Below are 17,800 nucleotides of genomic sequence, written 5' to 3'. Positions count from 1 at the left end.
CCATAAATGCCTACCTGTGGTTAGAGCATAAAAAAAGAGGTTCATATGAGAAAGGCGATTATTAAATACACCAATAATATTGCGGGTATTTTAACTGAGCAAAATGATGGGAGCTTTATTTTTGAATACGACAAAAGCTATATCAGAAACTTTTCAGACAAATTTATTTGTTTTAGTATGCCTGTTAGTAAATTTCCTTTCTACAATCAACAGTTATTTCCATTTTTTGATGGGCTATTGCCAGAAGGATGGCTGCTTGATATTGCATGTAAGATCCTTGGTATTGCCAAGTCGGATCGCATGGGACTTTTATTAGCCTGCTGCAAAAACTGTATTGGCGCTGTCAGCGTCTACCCATTGGAAATAAATGAAAAGTAGATTAATGCAACCAGCAGTTAAGGTGTAACCATTGTTGCATTAGGAATGGAAAAGTTTAAAAATATTGATTAAATGACAAGGTGTTTGTATTGTTACGATAAGATAGATGATGCTATGGAAAGTGAGTTTCATCCGGCCTGTGCTAAGAAGTTTTTCGGCGTTCCAGAGTTGCCAAGACTGCCATATGACTCATCTGATATGCCCAAGTTAGCAAAAAAAATTTTAGAGAGCTCAGTGGCTGTTCCTGGAGTACAGCCTAAAATTTCTATGGGTTTAATTGAGGAAGTTTTGCAAACAGGGCAAAATGAAGAATCGACGGTTTTGGATGCACTTAAAGGACAATATATTTTAAAACCACAAGATGAGGATTTTCCGCTGATGCCGGAAAATGAGCACCTAACCATGCGGCTGGCGGAACTATTTAAAATTTTGGTGGTTCCTTCCAGTCTTATGCGTTTAAAATCCGGAGAGTTATGTTATGTTTCCAGAAGAATTGATCGCACTTTGACTGGAGAAATGAATCATATGATTGATTTTATGCAGATCCTCGGTTTGGAAGATAAATACTCTGGAACGATGGAACAGGTTGGCAAAAAAGTAGGGGAGTTATCTAGCTATATTCTCTATGATAAATTTCGTTTTTTCGAACTGGCAGTCTTTAATTTCATTGTCGGCAATAATGATATGCACCTAAAGAACTTCTCCATGCTGTTACTAGAGGATAAATGGAGCCTGGCACCTGCTTATGATCTGTTGAACGTGAAAATAGTTTTACCTAAAGATAGTGAAGAACTGGCCTTAAAGCTAGGCGGGAAAAAGAAAAAATTAAACGGTGCCTATTTTGAACGATTTGCGGTAGTCCTTGGCTTAAATCCTAAACAGGTACTTTCTGTATTTAACCGGATAGGTACCTGGCTACCCAAGGCAGAAAAGCTTATTGCCCGCTCATTTTTGCCTGAGGCTGCAAAGCAGGCCTATTTTAAAGTCGTCCAGGACAGATTAGGCATACTGGGCCTATTGCCCATGCGTAATCAGTAAAAAATAATCGCAACAGAAAGTCGATAATAAAAAGGTAGTAATAAAAAGGTCAGCTTTCTAATAAAGATAGCTGACCTAACTTAAAAACATGACAATTCACAAGAAATGTTTTGTTTTATCTGACTTATGCAAGATGCTTAGCCAGGATTTATGCGAATTTCTTGGCATCTTCCAGGAACTTAGCAAGACCGATATCAGTCAGTGGGTGTTTGAGTAATCCCAGGATAGGTTCAAGTGGGGAAGTCACTACATCAGCACCAGCTTCTGCACACTGGATAATGTGGTTGGAGTTACGGATAGAAGCCGCAAGAATTTCTGTTTCGAAGCCTTGCACGGCATAGATTTCGGCGATCTGAGAGATCAGGTTAATTCCTTCCCAGCCACTGTCATCGATTCTTCCGATAAAAGGAGATACGTAGGCGGCACCTGCTTTAGCCGCTAATATAGCCTGACCTGCAGAGAATACCAGCGTACAGTTAGTACGGATGCCATTATCTGTAAACCACTTGATTGCTTTAACGCCTTCTTTGATCATTGGGACCTTAACAACGATATTTTTATGCAATGCAGCGAGTTTCTTTCCTTCTTCTACAATGCCTTTAAAATCTGTAGATACCACTTCAGCACTGATATCACCGTCGACGATTTCGCAAATGGTCTTGTAATGCTGTATTACGGCTTCATGTCCTTTCACACCTACCTTCGCCATTAAGGAAGGGTTGGTGGTCACACCATCCAGGATACCTAAATCATTGGCTTCCTTAATTTGTTCCAGATCTGCCGTGTCAATAAAAAATTTCATCAGTCTTTTTTTTAGTTTAATGATTGGTAAATATATATTCTTTTAAAATCTTTAATTTTTCGTTTTTTTGCTGTGCGCCTTTAGCAGGGTGCCTAACAATCTTCTCCCAAAGGTACACAAAAATTAAAAATAGAATTAATAAGTATTAAAAATTTGCATTTAGTTGATGTAAGGCTAAAATAAACTTAAATAAGAAGGAAAACGGCGATTAGGGGCATAAAAAAAGGAGGTAATCCTCCAAACAACGCATAATGCTTATATCCTGCAAACGATCTAAGATCCAATACCTTCTTTAAACCCTTTACATTGATTCAGTTACCGATGCCTTCTGGAAATAAAGAAGGCAGGCTACTCACATCGCGCCGCTACAACCACCTACTCTTGCTGCCTTCCGGCCCTGGGAGGATTCAGTAGGAGCTGGCCGTGTGAGACCTGCCGGGTGCAAATGTAAAAGCCTTAAAGGTATTTGCCAAATTTTGCCGTCGTTTTATGGAAATAAAAAAACAGATCCGTGATTAGCGTTAAACCAACTGTCGGATCTGTTTTGTTTTTTGAGGAACCAGTCCCTCTAAAATAGGCTATCGTCTTAACTAAATGCAAGGATGCAATAATATTATTTGCGCATTGCAAGACTTTGACCCCAAATAAGTTAACCTATACTCGCCTCGCCGTGAAAACCTAGAAGTCTTTTTTAGCAGTGCCGTCAGCAATTGCTTTTAAGGCATTGGTTTCACTAAGGATTGCACTCATTTTGTTGCCTTTTCCATCATCGCCTTTAGCGATATAACCACCACGGGCGGTTTTAGAAACAACAGCATTATGCATGGGAACGTTCTTTTCTTTTGTTTTCAGACAATAAGCCTTAATAAATTTTGAAGTGTCCATCTTTTTAATTTTTGTTTGATAATCTAATGAAATTATGGGCAGAGAGTGTGTGTTTGCTTACTGGAAACGAACCCTAACCCCGGCACTGAAAGATAAATGTAAGTAGAATTTGCCAAAAATCGGACAATTAGGAAGCGTTTTTTCTCAAATTCCAATTTTGGCATTCTCTTGATTATCACACTATTTGTTAATTATCTAAAAGATTCAAGTGTAACTGATTGAAATTCTGTAAAGAAGATAATTTAAGGTCTGCAGCGGCCCATCTGGGCTCTTTATAATGCTCCGGACCCGGTACAATTACGCAACGCATTCTGGCGGCTTTAACGGCGATCATTCCATTAAAAGAATCCTCAAAACAGATACATTGGGTAGGCGGGGTGCCCAGCGCCGCTGCACAGTCCAGATAGACCTGCGGATGGGGTTTACCAAAGGGCAGATTACCCGCAGAAGCGATGGTATGCAGATACTTACCTATGCCCAGCTTTTCTACGACCAGATCAATCAATGGCAAAGAAGAAGAAGAGGCAATACCGATTTTAAAATTCAGTGCACTGAAAAATTCAAAGATATGATCCACGCCAGGCATCACCAGCCCCCTTTTGTCTACCTTATCCATCACTGACTGAAGGATTTTAGCCTCTGCCTTGTCATAGTGCGTCTCAGCTATCTGGTGCCTTGAAAGCCACCACTCGGTAAATTCCTTGGTTCTGAGCCCTGTGGTGGTAGCATACTGGGCGTCAGAAAGGACAATACCATACTCAGCAAAAATTTCCTGAGCAGCTTCTTTCCATAAGGGTTCGCTATCAATTAAAAGTCCGTCCATATCAAAAATAACCGTCGATAATCGCATATGAATTTGTGTTGTTTGTCTTTAAGCGTTTGACCTTCCATCATTACATTATTGGAAGGGAATGTTGTTGTTTAATTTGAATGATTCATTTGATCCGTTTGCAATAAATTTCGCGCATCTCTGTCCGGGGTAAAAGTATGTTTCCACCGGCGGTGACTCCAGAGATATCCAGGAGGGTCCTCCCGGATGTTGTTTTCCAGCAGTGCTGCGGTCTTCAGGGTAATCTCCCCTTTTTCAAAACTGCCGGCGGCCTTGGTGATACATTTTAACTCGGTGGTATAATAGCCCCTTTTAATTCTTTTGATATTGCAGAATACGACGGCATTATTCATTAACCTGGAGTTGGCGTCTGGTCCTTTGGCAAAGGGGGTTAATCTGCCAAAAAAAGGCAACCAGTAAGCACTTTTTAGAAAACGTGGATTCTGGTCGGCGACCAGTACAAAGGCCTTGCGCTCATTTATATAAGGTTTAAACTGTTCTTTAAACTTTTTACTATCAATAAGTACCGTTCCAAACCTGCCACGGATTTTTTGCATCAGCCTTTCCGCAATGGGACTGCTGACATGTGCATACACAACAATCTGTTTATATGGATTTTGATAGCTGTAAGAGAGATTGCACCATTCCCAATTAAAAAAATGACCCAGGACAAAATCAATACTAACACCTTCATTATAAAGTGCATGAATCGTTTCATGATCCCTTTTAAACCGTCGGTTAATGGCTTTCACCGGTAAGGAAATTAATTTGATCAGTTCCACAAAGTTATCAGTGAATCGGTAATAGAACTGTTTGCAAATCAACGCTCGCTGCGCATCTGATTTTTCAGGGAAGGCGATTTTTAGATTGTTTAAAATAACCTGCTTCCTGTACCTGACAATTCTGTAAAGGATAAACCCCGTGAAGTCACTAATGGCATACAACACCCGAAAAGGGAGCAGGGAAATCAGATAGAGGAAACCGTAAACAATATAATACATATTTGCTGACTGCTTTAGTGACTGATTACAAGAGTAGGTGCTCAGCGATATAAGTCGCAAATATACAAATAGGGCACGGGTAAGCTGCCCTATTTCAGGATAAATAAATAAAATAGTATAAAATTATAATATCACGCTTTGTAAGAGATCATTTTTCTTGGGATAATCTGTATTAAAATGAAGTCCCCTGCTTTCTCTTCTGAACTGTGCCCCTTTGACAATCAGGTAGCCCACAGAAATCAGGTTGCGCAGCTGGCAAAGCTGCGGGGAAACCTGGGATTGTTTGTATAAGGCTTCCGTCTCCTCAAAAAGCAGGTCCAGTCGGCGCATGGCTCTTTCCAGTCGGACATTGGTGCGGACAATGCCGACGTAATCGGTCATAATCTGTTCCAATTCTTTTACGCTTTGTGTAATCAGGATCATTTCTTTGGGTTCAGCCGTACCTAGTGCATCCCAGTCAGGAAAATTAAGGGCGGCAATTTGCTCGTTAAATTGCCCCAGTTGGCCGTTATTATACTGATGTAGAACATCCTCAAAGGCACGGTGAGCGAAGACCATCGCCTCTAGTAAGCTATTGCTGGCCAGTCTGTTAGCGCCATGCAGGCCTGTGGAAGAGCACTCACCGCATGCATACAGATGTTGAATGGAGGTTCTGGCTGATAAATCCGTTTTAACGCCCCCACAGCTATAATGGGCTGCCGGTGCCACCGGGATACCATCTTTAAATACGTCGATACCAATATTTTTGCAGTACTCAAAAATATTGGGAAAATGCTGCATGAATTTCTGCTGATCAATCGGCGTGCAGTCCAGATAGACATGTTGGGTACCATGCTTTTTCATCTCACTATCGATCGCTCTGGCTACAATATCGCGCGGCGCCAGATCTTTTCTAGGATCGTAGCGCTCCATAAAGGCTTCTCCTTTATGGTTACGCAAAACTGCTCCTTCCCCGCGGACAGCTTCTGTAATCAAAAAGGCAGGAGAAACGCCCGGTTCAAATAGTGCCGTCGGATGAAACTGAATAAATTCCATATTCTCAATACGGCCTTTGGCCCTATAAGTCATGGCTACACCATCTCCTGTGGCTACTTTGGGATTGGTGGTTGTCCTATAAGCCTGCCCGCAGCCGCCTGTTGCCAGCAGGGTGGCAGAGGCAAGGATCTTTTCTATGGTGCCGGTTTCTCTATTTAAAGCGTAAACACCATAGCAATTAATATCCCTGGAAGACTTAGTGACTAAGAAACCCAGATGGTGCTGCGTCAGCAACTCCACCACATAGTATTTATCCAGTATTTTAATGTTGTTATATCGACTGGCCTCTTCTATCAAGGCTCTTTCTATTTCTCTGCCAGTGATATCCTTATGATGCAGAATCCTGAAAGCACTGTGTCCGCCTTCTCTGCCTAAATTGTAATCGCCCCCTTCATTTTTGTCAAAACGGGTACCATAGCCTATGATTTCCCGGATGCGGTCGGGCCCTTCCTTTACCACTGCTTCCACTGCCGCCGGGTCACACAAGCCGTCACCTGCAATCAAGGTATCTTCAATATGCTTTTCAAAGCTGTCTTTCTCGAAATCCCAGACACCAGCCACGCCGCCCTGGGCATAATTGGTATTGGACTCTTCAGCAGAAGCAGCCTTTGTAAGTACCAGTATTTCTTTATCGGGCATTGCCTTTGCCGACTTGATGGCAAAAGTAAGTCCGGCTATTCCCGAACCAATGACCAGTAGATCCGTCGTCATATGTGGATGGATAGTTTTTTTAAGTAATGATTGAGTTGTCCAAGGTTTTTGTCATGCATATTTTGAATGCAAATGATTGTCAAAATTAAGGAATAATCCTGCTTGTGACTTAAAATAAAAATATTGGGCAAAAAAGAATAGCGATAGTGTCTGACCCATCAGACACTATCGCTATTCTATAAAATCTCTACAAATATCCACTATTTTCTGCACCAGCTTCGCTGATTGCCTGCAATAGCGGTTTAAACGGCCTTTTTATGAGCGTCCTTTTAATTTATTACCCTTGGCCAGATATAGGCCATAATAGATTAAATGGAAGATCACCATCACAAAAGAGAAGATAACCAGGCCTTCGTCTGACCCTTTGGTGTTAAAATGATGACAGGTGCCCAAAATGGCTAATATGATCGTTAATGCCAGGCCGCTAATGGCAGTGATATTATAACTGCGGCTGTGATCTTTAAATGAATCTGCCGCATTCAGGTTGCTTTTCAGTATGCCGCGTGACAGATAAACGTCCAGACCGATCATCATCCAGGCGATCAGACGGATCCAGGTATCCAGGGGCAAAAATACCATCATAAACAGGCAGGTAAACACGCCCAATATAGGCACTAGTGGTACAAATGGTGTTCTGAAAGCCCTTGGAGCATCCTTCATTTTACTGCGCATCACAAGGACACCGATACACACCAGGATAAAGGCAAACAAGGTGCCGATACTGGTCATTTCGCCAACGATTCTGCCCGGGATAAAGGCCGCGAACAGACTCACAAAGAGCATAAAAAGCAAATTGGACTTATAGGGTGTCTTATGACGTGGGTGCAGTTTAGAGAATATAGAAGGCAATAGACCGTCCTTGCTCATGGAGTAGAAAACACGACTCTGGCCTAAAAGCATAACCAGGATAACAGAAGAGTAACCCAGTAAGATAGCCACAATAATCAAGGTATTCAACCATGGGTAGGCAGGTATAACGACGCCGCCTGCGCCAATGGTACCCATTTGCTTGATGGCTATGGCTACCGGCGCCAGATCACTACTGCCACCGGTATTGAACATGGTATAATGCGCTACACCGGTCATTACATACGCAAAGGCAATATAGAGAACTGTACAGATGATCAGAGAGCCTAATATTCCGATTGGCATGGCTTTTTTAGGGTTTTTCGTCTCCTGGGCCGCCGTTGAAACCGCATCAAATCCGATATAGGCAAAGAAGACAACAGCTGCTGCTCTTACTACCCCAGACCAGCCAAAATGGCCAAATTCACCGGTATTTTTAGGCACTAAAGGCTCCAGATTTGCCGGTTGAACATAATGTAGTCCCAGTGCGATAAATACAATGACAATGGAGACTTTGACCACAACAATAATGGCGTTCACCCAGGCAGATTCACTGGTGCCTCGTATCAGCACCATGGAAATAATGACCACGATAAACACTGCCGGCAGGTTCAGGATGCCTGGCACACTATCAAAAGGCGTTGCGGTCAGCATATGGGGAAGGGCGATGTCGAAGCTTTTGAGTAGCTCATTTAAATAGCCCGACCAGCTGGAGGCAACAGTGGCTGCCCCAACGGCATATTCCAACACCAGATCCCACCCAATAATCCAGGCGATAAACTCACCCATGGTCGCATAGGAATAAGTATAGGCACTCCCAGCCACAGGGATCATAGACGCAAATTCTGCATAACATAGACCGGCAAAAGCACAACCGACAGCAGCAATAATAAAAGAGATCATAATCCCAGGACCCGCCATATTGGCTGCCGCAACCCCTGTAATGGAGAATAATCCGGCTCCGATAATAGCGCCAATACCCAGTGCAACTAAGGAACGGGCACTGAGCGTTTTTTTCAGGCCATCCGCGTCGGCGGATTCGGCAATCAGGGAACTAATTGACTTTTTTGCAAATAAGCTCATAATAATATTTAGATTCTTAAATTAGTTACGAGGTGGAAAATTAAGGATTAATTCTAAACAGTTTAACAAAACCTGCCTTTTTTTGGTGCTTTTGAATAAATTGAGCAGAAAATCAACTAATATCTGTTTGTTTTATTATCTTTCCGGATTTTGCGTTAAAATGCGTGGAAAATGGGCGCATTATCGTCAAATTTTATTGAAAAAGCCGTTTTATGGAGCAGGTATTGGCTTCAGTCGGTGGATAAAAAAGTATAAAAAGAAACCCTGTAAGCTAATGTCTGTTTGTTTTTTTGATTATCTTGCGGCTGTTTTTGTTCGCTTTCTCAAAAGCAAATCAATAAATAGAAGACTATAAATATAAAATAATATTAACCCTTTTTAAAATTGAATAAAAAATAGACCTTTCCAGGTCTGTTTTTCTAAGTAGAAAAGTTCCTGATGAAGTTAATGAAGAAGAATGCTAAAAACCGGCTAACCTTATATATTATTATTGCCATGGCCGTGGGCGCTATTATTGGCTATTTTGCTTATATATATATGCCTAAGCAGGATATACCCACCCTGGTTTCTATTGGCAAAATGATGACTACCTTGTTTTTAAGGCTGGTGCAGATGATTATAGCCCCGTTGGTATTGTGTACGCTGACAGTAGGTATAGCTAAGCTGGGAGATCTGAAAAGTGTGGGCAGGATCGGTGGTAAAGCCATGCTTTGGTTTATCTCAGCCTCCATTGCCAGTCTGTTTATCGGTCTAATGATCGTCCATTTAGGCAAACCAGGTATGGGCCTGAATCTAGGTAGTGCTAGTGGGGATGTAGGCGATATAATTTCAGGAACGCAGTCTTTCTCCGCAGAAAATTTTATCAACCACCTGGTGCCCAAAAGTGTGGTTGAGGCCATGGCGACCAATGAAATTCTCCAGATTGTGGTTTTTGCCATGTTCCTGGGTGTATCGTTAGCAGCACTGGGTGAAAGAGCTAAACCTGTCGTCAAAGCGCTGGATACGCTTTCAGAAGCCATTCTGGTGATGGTGGGCTATGTGATGTATACGGCACCTATTGGGGTTTTAGGCTCCATTGCCGGTACGATGGCCGTCAATGGCCCGGGCATATTTTGGTTTTATGGTAAATACCTGCTTTGGTTTATGCTGGCTATTGCCATTCTTTGGTTACTAATGGCCCTTGTTGGCTATCTGATTTTGGGTAAACGATTGGTACCCCTGCTTAAATGCATTGTCCAGCCCATGATTATCGCCTTTAGTACCACCAGTAGTGAGGCTGTATTTCCTGTATTGACAGAAGAACTGGAAAAATATGGCTGTAAGAATAAAATTGTGTCCTTTGTACTGCCACTAGGGTATTCTTTTAACCTGGATGGCTCGATGATCAATATGACTTTTGCTTCTATGGCCATTGCCCAGGCGTATGGCATACACTTAGATATCGGTACTCAGGTGACCATGCTCTTTGTACTGATGTTGACCAGTAAAGGCATGGCCGGGGTACCCAGGGCTTCGCTGGTCGTTGTTGCAGCCACCTGTGCTATGTTTGATATTCCACCGGAGGGCATTGCCCTGATTTTGCCCATTGATCATTTTTGTGATATGCTGCGTTCCATGACCAATGTTGTGGGCAATGCTTTATCGACGGCTGCGGTCAGTAAATGGGAGGGAGAGCTTAAAGATCCTGCGCTACTGGAACAGGCGCCCGCCAGAGCCGCCTGAGCTAAATAGTGATCTCGATGCTGTTCGGTGTAAAATCGGTGAACAGGACTGGTGTCTTGTCGTTTTAACCTTGCTTTGACCTATCTTTGGCACGGTTTATTCATTTTAAAGGTCGGTATACCATGTAGCAATAGAAGTGGATTTCTTAGTAACCACATGGTGCCAAAGGGGGTTGGTCCATTATTAAATAAAATTTAGGTTTAATTTTAATATTAATTACCAAAATCTGCGGTCACTACTGGTATGGGTAACTTAAATTTGCTGAGATACCAGATCGATTAATCTGTTACCTTATTTTCAATAAAAAGACAATATAATTAGAATCCATGCTGGATGCAATACTTTTGAGTTTTGACTGGAAACAACTTTTGAGCCCTGAGTTCTATATTCAGGCGGGTGGCCTTTGGTTAATCCTTTTTATCATCTTTGCGGAGACCGGGTTGTTTGTAGGCTTTTTCCTGCCGGGAGACTCCTTGTTATTTATAGCCGGCATTTATAGTGATGAACTGGCCAAATCCTTTGTGGATATAGGTAGTCCATTTTTAAACCTGATGGAGATTATTGTTTTGGTGTTCATTGCTGGCGTCCTGGGTAATATCTTTGGGTTCTGGTTTGGTCGCAAAAGCGGCCCGTTGCTATTTAAGAAAAAAGATACCTGGTACTTTAAGAAAAAACACTTGCAGCAGGCACATGACTTTTTTGAACAAAAAGGTGGGGGCGCTCTTATCCTGGCCAGGTTTTTACCGATTATCCGCACCTTTGCCCCTATTGTGGCAGGCATTGTAGGTATGGAAAAGAAAAAGTTTATGGTTTATAATATGATCGGCAGTTTCAGTTGGGCCTTGCTGCTACTGGCCGGTGGTCATTATCTTTACAGAGCCGTGCTTAAGGCTTATAATGTGGATTTAACCCATCACCTGGAATATATTATTATAATATTAGTGGTGATTACTACAGCACCCGTAATCATTAAGATGGTTAGAGGCGATAAAGGCAAAAAAGCCTCTAAAAACGCCTCCAAAGAAATCTCCTGAGGATATTGCTTCCATCAGCTTATTCAAACCGGTTTGGCTATTAACCTTTACCTTTACTACTGTAAGCAAATTATTATAGATAATAACGATGCAAACAGTAGCAGCAAATGATATTTCAAAATCCGTTTGGGTTATAGAGGAGCAACTTCCGAGCGTTCATTTTTCCTTAAAGACCAGGCGTGCCCTGCTGCATTTACTGGTAGTGCTGATATTGCCCTGCCTGGTCTGGGGCCAGAAAGGGTATAAGTATCCGTATAAATACGCAAATTCCTACCAATATCAGCACCAGGATAGCTTATCCTTGCCATCCAGTCTCGGTGCCAATGACAACCATTGTCGTTTTGATATTAATTTATTAGACAAAATCAACCCGGATACACCGGCCAGCCAATATCAAAAGCAGATCAGCAATAGCGCTTATTGGCTGCCGGCAGCTGTTGTCGTAGGAGAACTGGGGTATGGTTTAATTAATAACGATGCTTTAAATAAGCGCTATGCAGTAGAAACGACGGTAACAGTGGGCATTGGGCAGGCCATATCCATTGGATTAAAACAGCTTTTTAACAGGCCTCGACCCTTTATGACATTTCCGGATAGAATCCATCCAATTAATTACGGAACAGGTCCTTCTTTTCCCTCGGGCATACAACGCTCGCATTTTCAACAGCTACCTCCCTGGCACTTACCCGCAAGCAATGGACGGTTACGGTGCCTATTACGCTATGGGCCGGCTCAGTTGGGTATTCCAGGATGTATTTAGGACGGCATTATCCAACGGATGTTCTGGGTGGCATAGCGACGGGGATTGTAAGTGGTATACTTGGGCACTGGCTTACGGGAAGAATCTACGGGGATTAAAGCGGCCTTTGACTAAAAACAGGATTTTTGACCGGATAACACCATTATTTTTGCCAGGGTACAGTTAAAAAATAAGCGGTAAATTTGTTATGAATACAGGTAGCAGCAGAAGGGCAATTAGGTGCTTTTCAAGAGCCTTGCCTGCTTACCATAAATTGTTTTAATAAATGTAAAGTGGCCGTTCAGATTATAAATAGAGTATATGATTGAATCTTCTTTAAAATTAGTGGAAGCAGTGCAGGCTGAAGTCCAGGCATTTTTTGAACAGCACCAGGAAGAAAAGCGTGCTTATCATAACCTGGCCCATACGCAGGCCGTCGTAGCTGCAGCTAAACAAATCGGCGATCATTATCAGCTTAACGACCAGGATTTTGAAGTGGTGCAGATCGCCGCCTGGTTTCATGACATTGGTTATCATATTGAACCTGACGCTCATGAAAGGGCAGGCGCCGAGGCAGCAGCCGCTTTTCTGCAAAAAAAAGGTCAATCTGAGGCGCTGATAACTAAAGTGCAGGGTTGTATAATGGCCACTAAAATGCCGCAAGATCCCCATAATCTTTTGGAGGAAATTGTCTGTGACGCTGATCTTTTTCATCTGGGCCAGGACCGGTTTAATCAGATTAATGAATGCATGTGTCAGGAAAAAGGGCAAAGTCTGGGTAAAGTCCTTACCAAACAGCAGTGGCGACTGGGCACCATTGCCTTTTTAGAAGCACATCATTATCATACCGATTATTGTCAGATGTTGCTCTCCGATAAGAAAGCAGCTAATTTGGCGAGGCTTAAGAAAAAAGCCGCCTCGGCAGCGGCCAAAATGGCTAAAAAGCCCCAGGAGGTAACGCTAAAGCAGCCGGAGCCAAGTGGTAATATAAAGGGAACATTACCGGCAGATGGAGCGGTGGCGCTGGAGCAGCCTGAAAAGGTTGACCAAGGTGGCGACAATGCACCATATCAAAATAAGGAGCAGAAGGGAAGGAAGGAGAAGAAGCAGAAGAAAGAAAAAACAGATAAGCCCGATAAGGGAATAGAGACTATGTTTAGGGTAACGGCAGGTAATAATCAGAAACTCTCTAATATGGCGGATAATAAAGCCCATATTTTGATTTCGGTTAATTCGATCATCCTGTCTGCGGTCATCAGCTTACTTTTAAGAAAGCTCGACGCACATGAAGAGTTAATTATTCCCACTTTTATCCTAATTACAGTTAGTCTGATTACCATTATATTTTCCATACTGTCCACCAGGCCAACCATTCCTAAAGGAACATTTACCAGGCAGGATATTGAAGAAAAGAAGACCAACCTTTTATTTTTTGGGAACTTTTATAAAATGAAACTTGAACAGTATACAGAAGGCATGTGGAAAGTGATGGATGATCGGGACTTCTTATATGGCTCCCTGATTAAGGATGTCTATGCACAGGGGGTGGTACTGGGTAAGAAATACAGACTGCTAAGAACCGCCTATAATGTATTTATGTATGGGTTGGTGCTGTCTGTCATCGCTTATATGATTGGTGTAATGGTCTCTTAATAAAAAATGAAGTGAAATCAATGCAATCCAAGGATACATATTGTTATTTTGACAGAGACTTAAGCTGGCTCTCCTTTAATGAGCGTATTGTTATGGAGGCGGCAAGACCAGGTGTGCCGGCAAAGGAAAGATTGAGCTTCTTAGGGATTTTTGCGTCTAACCTGGATGAATTCTACCGGGTAAGGATGCCGGCTATTATGGCTTTGAAGAACTTCCCTGTCCATCCCAATGTCCATCCCAATCAATCCATTAAAGAAGAAAATTATAACTTGGGCGAGAGCGGCGAAAATACAACTGGAAGGGAGGTTGAAAATGTTATATCGGTAAATGCGGCTAAAGGATCAGATGCAGATACAGATGCCCTTAGCGCTACCGATACAAATATTTCTTCTAAAACCAATGTAGCTCAAACAGCCTTACTGGCAGAAGTGCGTGGTAAAATCGATGGGCTGCAAAACAGATTCGGTCTTACGATGCTCACGGAAATCCTGCCCGATCTGGCCATGGCCGGCATTGATTTTAAATACAATGCGCAAATTCCAACAGCAATAGATCCAAGGATCCAGGCCTTTTTCTTTGAAAAAGTAGCCGCTAATCTGCAGATGAGTTGGTTGGAGGATCAACAAATAGATACGCAAACAGACATAATCTCAGATACGGATACACAAACAGATGCTCAAGCGACTGGCAAGGAAGGGCACAACAAAAAACGTCCCCGTTTTTTTCCTGAGAACGATCAGATTTATCTGGTCGTCTCGGGCAAACTATCCGGGAGGCAAGGCCTGGCTATTATACGAATCCCTTCAGTGGAGTGTGGCCGTTTTGTACGCCTGGATAATCCACGTGGCAGGACTAAGAGTGATGTCTGGTTGCTGGATGATATAATCCGTATGCATATCGGGCAACTCACGGGGAAAGAAGATTTTGTCATTGAAGGCAGTTATAGTTTCAAATTAAGCCGGGATGCGGATATTGATTATAAGGATGAGTATGGTAAAGATCTGGCTGGATTTATACAAAAACAGGTCGCTAAAAGGAATTACGGATTGGCTACCAGACTGTTATATGATCAACAGATGCCAGAGGCAATCCTTCAAAAATTAAGGCAGGCCTTAAATTGCCCAAAAGCGGCCTTGGTTAGCGGTGGAAGGTATCACAACCTAAGAGATCTGATGGATTTTCCGATTAGTCAACATAAATACGAAAAGTGGCCCGCCATCCGACCTGCCTTTATGCAGTATCGTCAACAGGCACCTTTTGTCTCTTTATTGGATCAGATTGCCAAAAAGGATCTGCTCATTAGTACGCCGTATCAGGATTATAGTACTGTACTGCGCTTTTTTAATGAAGCAGCTATTGATCCCGAAGTTCGCTCTGTTGCGGTTACCCTTTACCGGATTGCCCCCGACTCTCTTATTGCCAGGGCACTGATGAGCGCTGCTAAAAATGGAAAAGCAGTGACGGTGTTTGTAGAGCTCAAAGCCCGTTTTGATGAAGCCAATAATATTAAATGGGCACGCAAGATGAAAGCTGCCGGTGTGAAGATTGTATATAGTATCTGGGCATTGAAAGTCCATGCTAAAATTGCCCTGGTGAAAAGAAATTACGCAGGGCGCTTACATTATAGTGGCATTGTAGCGACCGGCAATTTTAATGAAAATACTGCCAGAATTTATGCGGACCATATCCTGATGACAGCTGATAAGGCGATGATGACAGATATAGAAACGCTCATGCTTTTTTTAGAAAAAAGAGCACGTCCGGAGTCCTATCAGTTTTTCCAGCCAAAAAAATTATTGGTGGCCGGCTTTAATCTCCAAACAGCATTTCTTACAGAGATTAATCGTTGCAAGAGGGCTGCCCTTGAGGGGCAACCCGCAATGATCACCATAAAACTGAATAATTTAGAGGAACAAAAGTTAATAGACGCATTATATGATGCCTCTAATGCAGGTGTGCAGATACGACTGATGGTGCGCAGTATCTGCCGGCTTATCCCGGGAAAAAAAGGGATGAGTGAAAATATTGTAGTTTACCGATTGGTGGACCGTTATTTAGAACATGCCCGGGTCTTTATATTTGACGCAGCTGGTAAGCAAAATATGTATATCGGTTCTGCTGACTGGATGAACCGCAATGTTTATAGAAGAATTGAGGTGTGTTGTCCTGTATTGGACCCTGAAAACCTGCGCACGATCCTGGATATTGTAGCGCTACAGTTTGCAGACCAGTTACACTTGGTACAATTAACCAGTGATTTGCAAAATAAGTGGATGCTGAGTGGGTCAGAGGCAAGTACGCAAGAGGGCAGGTGGCGTGAAGCGCAATTTGAAACTTATCAGTATTTGCAGGCGCAGGCCACTGAAAAGTTAGGTGAAGACCTGACAGCAGTAAAAAGTGAGAAAACGGTGCCTGTTCCCTCATCTGATGAAAACAGACAAGGATGATCTGAAACTTTTAAATTTTTAAGTAAAGTACTCGCTTTTCCTTGGTATCTGTGTGCTAAGCTCACTATTCATCTATCTAAGGAGGATCAATGGGATTTAAGTTACCCAAGGATGCGTCCCTTAAAGGCTACCATAAAATATTAAAAGATAAATCACAATGAAAATGATTCCAGTTATATCCACCTTGGTTACCCTGAGTAGTTCCTTAGTCTTATCGCTAGGTGCAAGTAGCTGCGGGACAGGGCAAAATAATAGTGGTAGTCCTGACAGCAGCGTGCCGTCTATCGTCAACTCCAATATGGCCCGGGCCGCAGGCGGGGTTTCAGAGAGCTTTGTCTATGATTTAGAGCACCCAACCTCCATTTATAAAATGCCAGAGGCATTGACAGAGATTTCTGGGATAAGTTTCCATCAGGGCGATGACACACAGATTTATGCAGAGCAGGATGAAAAGGGCAGATTGTATTGGCTCAAGCCAGGAGATCAGACCGCAAAATATTATGATTTTGGCAAGGATGGTGATTATGAAGACCTGGCCTTTGTGGGAGAGCAGGCCGTTTTACTCAAGTCAAATGGGGTACTCTATAGTTTTGATTTTACGCCTGCAGCTGACAAGGAGGGAACACCTGTTACTGGGTCATTACAAGAGTGGAAAGATTTAGTTCCTAAAGGAGAATACGAAGGACTTTTTGCAGATGCTGCCAGAAATCAGCTGTATCTGCTTTGCAAGGATTGTAAAAGTGAAGATCATAAAAAAAAGGTTTCTGTTTACCGGTTGGATAATGACGCAGGCCATTGGGTAAGGGGTGCTGTTTATCACATTGATGTAAGTCAGATTAGTACCCTGGTAGATCCAACAGGTCAGGACAATGGTAAGAAAGGGAAAAAAGGCAAGAAGGAGAAGAAGGTCGATTTCAAACCCTCTGCTTTATGCCAGGATCCTTTAACCCATCAGTGGTACGTATTATCTTCAATTAACAAGATGCTGGTTGTCCTGGGGACCGATTGGCAGGTTAAGGCTGTTCATACACTAAGTCGTAAGTTATACGCGCAGCCGGAAGGTATCTGCTTTGATAAGCAGCATAATCTTTATATCTCCAATGAGGGGCAATTGCCTGGGGAGGCTACTTTGCTGAAGTTTGCACCTCGGGAACAAAAATAAGATTTTCACCAAATGGTTCAATTAACAATCCTGAAATTGACGTAAATGGCCTTTAAATTTACCTATAACAAAATTCAAAAACAATGGCTTAGACACATAAACTTTGCGTGTGTAAGTTGGACGAGCAGGAGGCGTAGCAGAATTACCGGCGACCTTTTAACAACGCTTACTATACCCACTCGAGTAGTGGATAATTTAAACGGACATCGCATTATACAAAAGCTAATAAAAAAGGGTCTTTATCTGGCTGCTACCTGCACTTCGCTGCTACTGCTTATGCCAGCAAGCGGGCAGTCAGGTTCGACGATAGATCCGCTGTTAGGTTCAGTGTCAAATAAAAGTTTGCCACAACCAGATGATTCTGCCAAGAATAGTAGCGTTGTGGCCAGGATCATTGCGCTGGGGGAGATATAAGTGATACAGGAATTGCTACTT

General features: G+C 42.6%; 16 protein-coding genes and 1 other RNA gene. 10 read left to right on the top strand and 7 right to left on the bottom strand.

Annotated features, from left to right (window positions below):
• Nucleotides 1–45: 45 nt before the first annotated feature.
• Both FSB73_RS02665 and FSB73_RS02660 read left to right on the top strand, forming a co-directional pair.
• The gene (locus FSB73_RS02665) at nt 46–378 is read left to right on the top strand and encodes a HipA N-terminal domain-containing protein (protein ID WP_146780013.1); all 333 of its coding nucleotides are present in this window, start codon (nt 46–48) and stop codon (nt 376–378) included.
• A 72-nt stretch (nt 379–450) separates the two neighbouring features.
• Complete coding sequence (locus tag FSB73_RS02660) at nt 451–1,416, top strand: HipA domain-containing protein (RefSeq protein ID WP_146780012.1); 966 nt, start codon at nt 451–453, stop codon at nt 1,414–1,416.
• Between the two features lie 148 nt (nt 1,417–1,564).
• Here the strand turns inward: FSB73_RS02660 and fsa are convergent, their stop codons facing one another.
• From fsa to FSB73_RS02625, 7 genes are all read right to left on the bottom strand, one after another.
• The gene (fsa, locus tag FSB73_RS02655; RefSeq protein ID WP_146780011.1) at nt 1,565–2,218 is read right to left on the bottom strand and encodes a fructose-6-phosphate aldolase; all 654 of its coding nucleotides are present in this window, start codon (nt 2,216–2,218) and stop codon (nt 1,565–1,567) included.
• Nucleotides 2,219–2,556: 338 nt separating this feature from the next.
• An RNA gene (gene ffs, locus FSB73_RS02650) (signal recognition particle sRNA small type) lies at nt 2,557–2,656 on the bottom strand.
• Nucleotides 2,657–2,896: 240 nt separating this feature from the next.
• Nucleotides 2,897–3,103, bottom strand: coding sequence for a hypothetical protein (locus FSB73_RS02645; protein WP_146780010.1), 207 nt, complete (start codon nt 3,101–3,103; stop codon nt 2,897–2,899).
• Between the two features lie 187 nt (nt 3,104–3,290).
• Nucleotides 3,291–3,953 (bottom strand): hexitol phosphatase HxpB, encoded by a 663-nt coding sequence (gene hxpB, locus FSB73_RS02640; protein ID WP_146780009.1) that lies wholly within the window; start codon nt 3,951–3,953, stop codon nt 3,291–3,293.
• 71 nt (nt 3,954–4,024) lie between these two features.
• Complete coding sequence (locus FSB73_RS02635; protein ID WP_146780008.1) at nt 4,025–4,933, bottom strand: lysophospholipid acyltransferase family protein; 909 nt, start codon at nt 4,931–4,933, stop codon at nt 4,025–4,027.
• A 123-nt stretch (nt 4,934–5,056) separates the two neighbouring features.
• A complete protein-coding gene (gene nadB / locus FSB73_RS02630; RefSeq protein WP_146780007.1) occupies nt 5,057–6,679 on the bottom strand; it encodes an L-aspartate oxidase in 1,623 nt (540 codons plus the stop codon).
• Nucleotides 6,680–6,934: 255 nt separating this feature from the next.
• Nucleotides 6,935–8,608: an amino acid permease gene (locus FSB73_RS02625; protein WP_146780006.1), complete on the bottom strand. Its 1,674-nt coding sequence runs from the start codon at nt 8,606–8,608 to the stop codon at nt 6,935–6,937.
• A gap of 447 nt (nt 8,609–9,055) precedes the next feature.
• On the opposite strand from FSB73_RS02625, the gene FSB73_RS02620 reads away from it, so the two are divergent.
• The 8 genes from FSB73_RS02620 (at nt 9,056) to FSB73_RS02590 (ending at nt 17,779) form a co-directional block, all read left to right on the top strand.
• Entirely contained in the window at nt 9,056–10,330 is a 1,275-nt protein-coding gene (locus FSB73_RS02620) for a dicarboxylate/amino acid:cation symporter (protein WP_146788007.1), read from the top strand.
• A gap of 326 nt (nt 10,331–10,656) precedes the next feature.
• Nucleotides 10,657–11,364, top strand: coding sequence for a DedA family protein (locus FSB73_RS02615; protein ID WP_146780005.1), 708 nt, complete (start codon nt 10,657–10,659; stop codon nt 11,362–11,364).
• An 88-nt stretch (nt 11,365–11,452) separates the two neighbouring features.
• Nucleotides 11,453–12,124, top strand: coding sequence for a phosphatase PAP2 family protein (locus FSB73_RS23840; protein WP_225974408.1), 672 nt, complete (start codon nt 11,453–11,455; stop codon nt 12,122–12,124).
• Nucleotides 12,040–12,222 (top strand): phosphatase PAP2 family protein, encoded by a 183-nt coding sequence (locus FSB73_RS27380; RefSeq protein WP_225974750.1) that lies wholly within the window; start codon nt 12,040–12,042, stop codon nt 12,220–12,222. The genes FSB73_RS23840 and FSB73_RS27380 overlap by 85 nt, the downstream gene beginning before the upstream one ends.
• A gap of 202 nt (nt 12,223–12,424) precedes the next feature.
• A complete protein-coding gene (locus tag FSB73_RS02605; RefSeq protein WP_146780004.1) occupies nt 12,425–13,756 on the top strand; it encodes a Pycsar system effector family protein in 1,332 nt (443 codons plus the stop codon).
• A 20-nt stretch (nt 13,757–13,776) separates the two neighbouring features.
• Entirely contained in the window at nt 13,777–16,203 is a 2,427-nt protein-coding gene (gene ppk1, locus FSB73_RS02600) for a polyphosphate kinase 1 (RefSeq protein WP_158639384.1), read from the top strand.
• 163 nt (nt 16,204–16,366) lie between these two features.
• Nucleotides 16,367–17,365 (top strand): SdiA-regulated domain-containing protein, encoded by a 999-nt coding sequence (locus FSB73_RS02595; protein WP_158639383.1) that lies wholly within the window; start codon nt 16,367–16,369, stop codon nt 17,363–17,365.
• 45 nt (nt 17,366–17,410) lie between these two features.
• Nucleotides 17,411–17,779: a hypothetical protein gene (locus FSB73_RS02590; protein WP_146780001.1), complete on the top strand. Its 369-nt coding sequence runs from the start codon at nt 17,411–17,413 to the stop codon at nt 17,777–17,779.
• Nucleotides 17,780–17,800 lie beyond the last annotated feature (21 nt).

The organism is Arachidicoccus ginsenosidivorans (assembly GCF_007971385.1).
Lineage (GTDB): Bacteria > Bacteroidota > Bacteroidia > Chitinophagales > Chitinophagaceae > Arachidicoccus > Arachidicoccus ginsenosidivorans.
This window is presented reverse-complemented; position numbering and strand designations above follow the sequence as displayed.

Bases quoted from the DNA above. Each gene is read 5' to 3' on its own strand.
- FSB73_RS02665 (WP_146780013.1), top strand. From the start codon at position 46: ATGAGAAAGGCGATTATTAAATACACCAATAATATTGCGGGTATTTTA.
- FSB73_RS02660 (WP_146780012.1), top strand. From the start codon at position 451: ATGACAAGGTGTTTGTATTGTTACGATAAGATAGATGATGCTATGGAA.
- fsa (WP_146780011.1), bottom strand. From the start codon at position 2,218: ATGAAATTTTTTATTGACACGGCAGATCTGGAACAAATTAAGGAAGCC.
- FSB73_RS02645 (WP_146780010.1), bottom strand. From the start codon at position 3,103: ATGGACACTTCAAAATTTATTAAGGCTTATTGTCTGAAAACAAAAGAA.
- hxpB (WP_146780009.1), bottom strand. From the start codon at position 3,953: ATGCGATTATCGACGGTTATTTTTGATATGGACGGACTTTTAATTGAT.
- FSB73_RS02635 (WP_146780008.1), bottom strand. From the start codon at position 4,933: ATGTATTATATTGTTTACGGTTTCCTCTATCTGATTTCCCTGCTCCCT.
- nadB (WP_146780007.1), bottom strand. From the start codon at position 6,679: ATGACGACGGATCTACTGGTCATTGGTTCGGGAATAGCCGGACTTACT.
- FSB73_RS02625 (WP_146780006.1), bottom strand. From the start codon at position 8,608: ATGAGCTTATTTGCAAAAAAGTCAATTAGTTCCCTGATTGCCGAATCC.
- FSB73_RS02620 (WP_146788007.1), top strand. From the start codon at position 9,056: ATGAAGAAGAATGCTAAAAACCGGCTAACCTTATATATTATTATTGCC.
- FSB73_RS02615 (WP_146780005.1), top strand. From the start codon at position 10,657: ATGCTGGATGCAATACTTTTGAGTTTTGACTGGAAACAACTTTTGAGC.
- FSB73_RS23840 (WP_225974408.1), top strand. From the start codon at position 11,453: ATGCAAACAGTAGCAGCAAATGATATTTCAAAATCCGTTTGGGTTATA.
- FSB73_RS02605 (WP_146780004.1), top strand. From the start codon at position 12,425: ATGATTGAATCTTCTTTAAAATTAGTGGAAGCAGTGCAGGCTGAAGTC.
- ppk1 (WP_158639384.1), top strand. From the start codon at position 13,777: ATGCAATCCAAGGATACATATTGTTATTTTGACAGAGACTTAAGCTGG.
- FSB73_RS02595 (WP_158639383.1), top strand. From the start codon at position 16,367: ATGATTCCAGTTATATCCACCTTGGTTACCCTGAGTAGTTCCTTAGTC.
- FSB73_RS02590 (WP_146780001.1), top strand. From the start codon at position 17,411: ATGGCCTTTAAATTTACCTATAACAAAATTCAAAAACAATGGCTTAGA.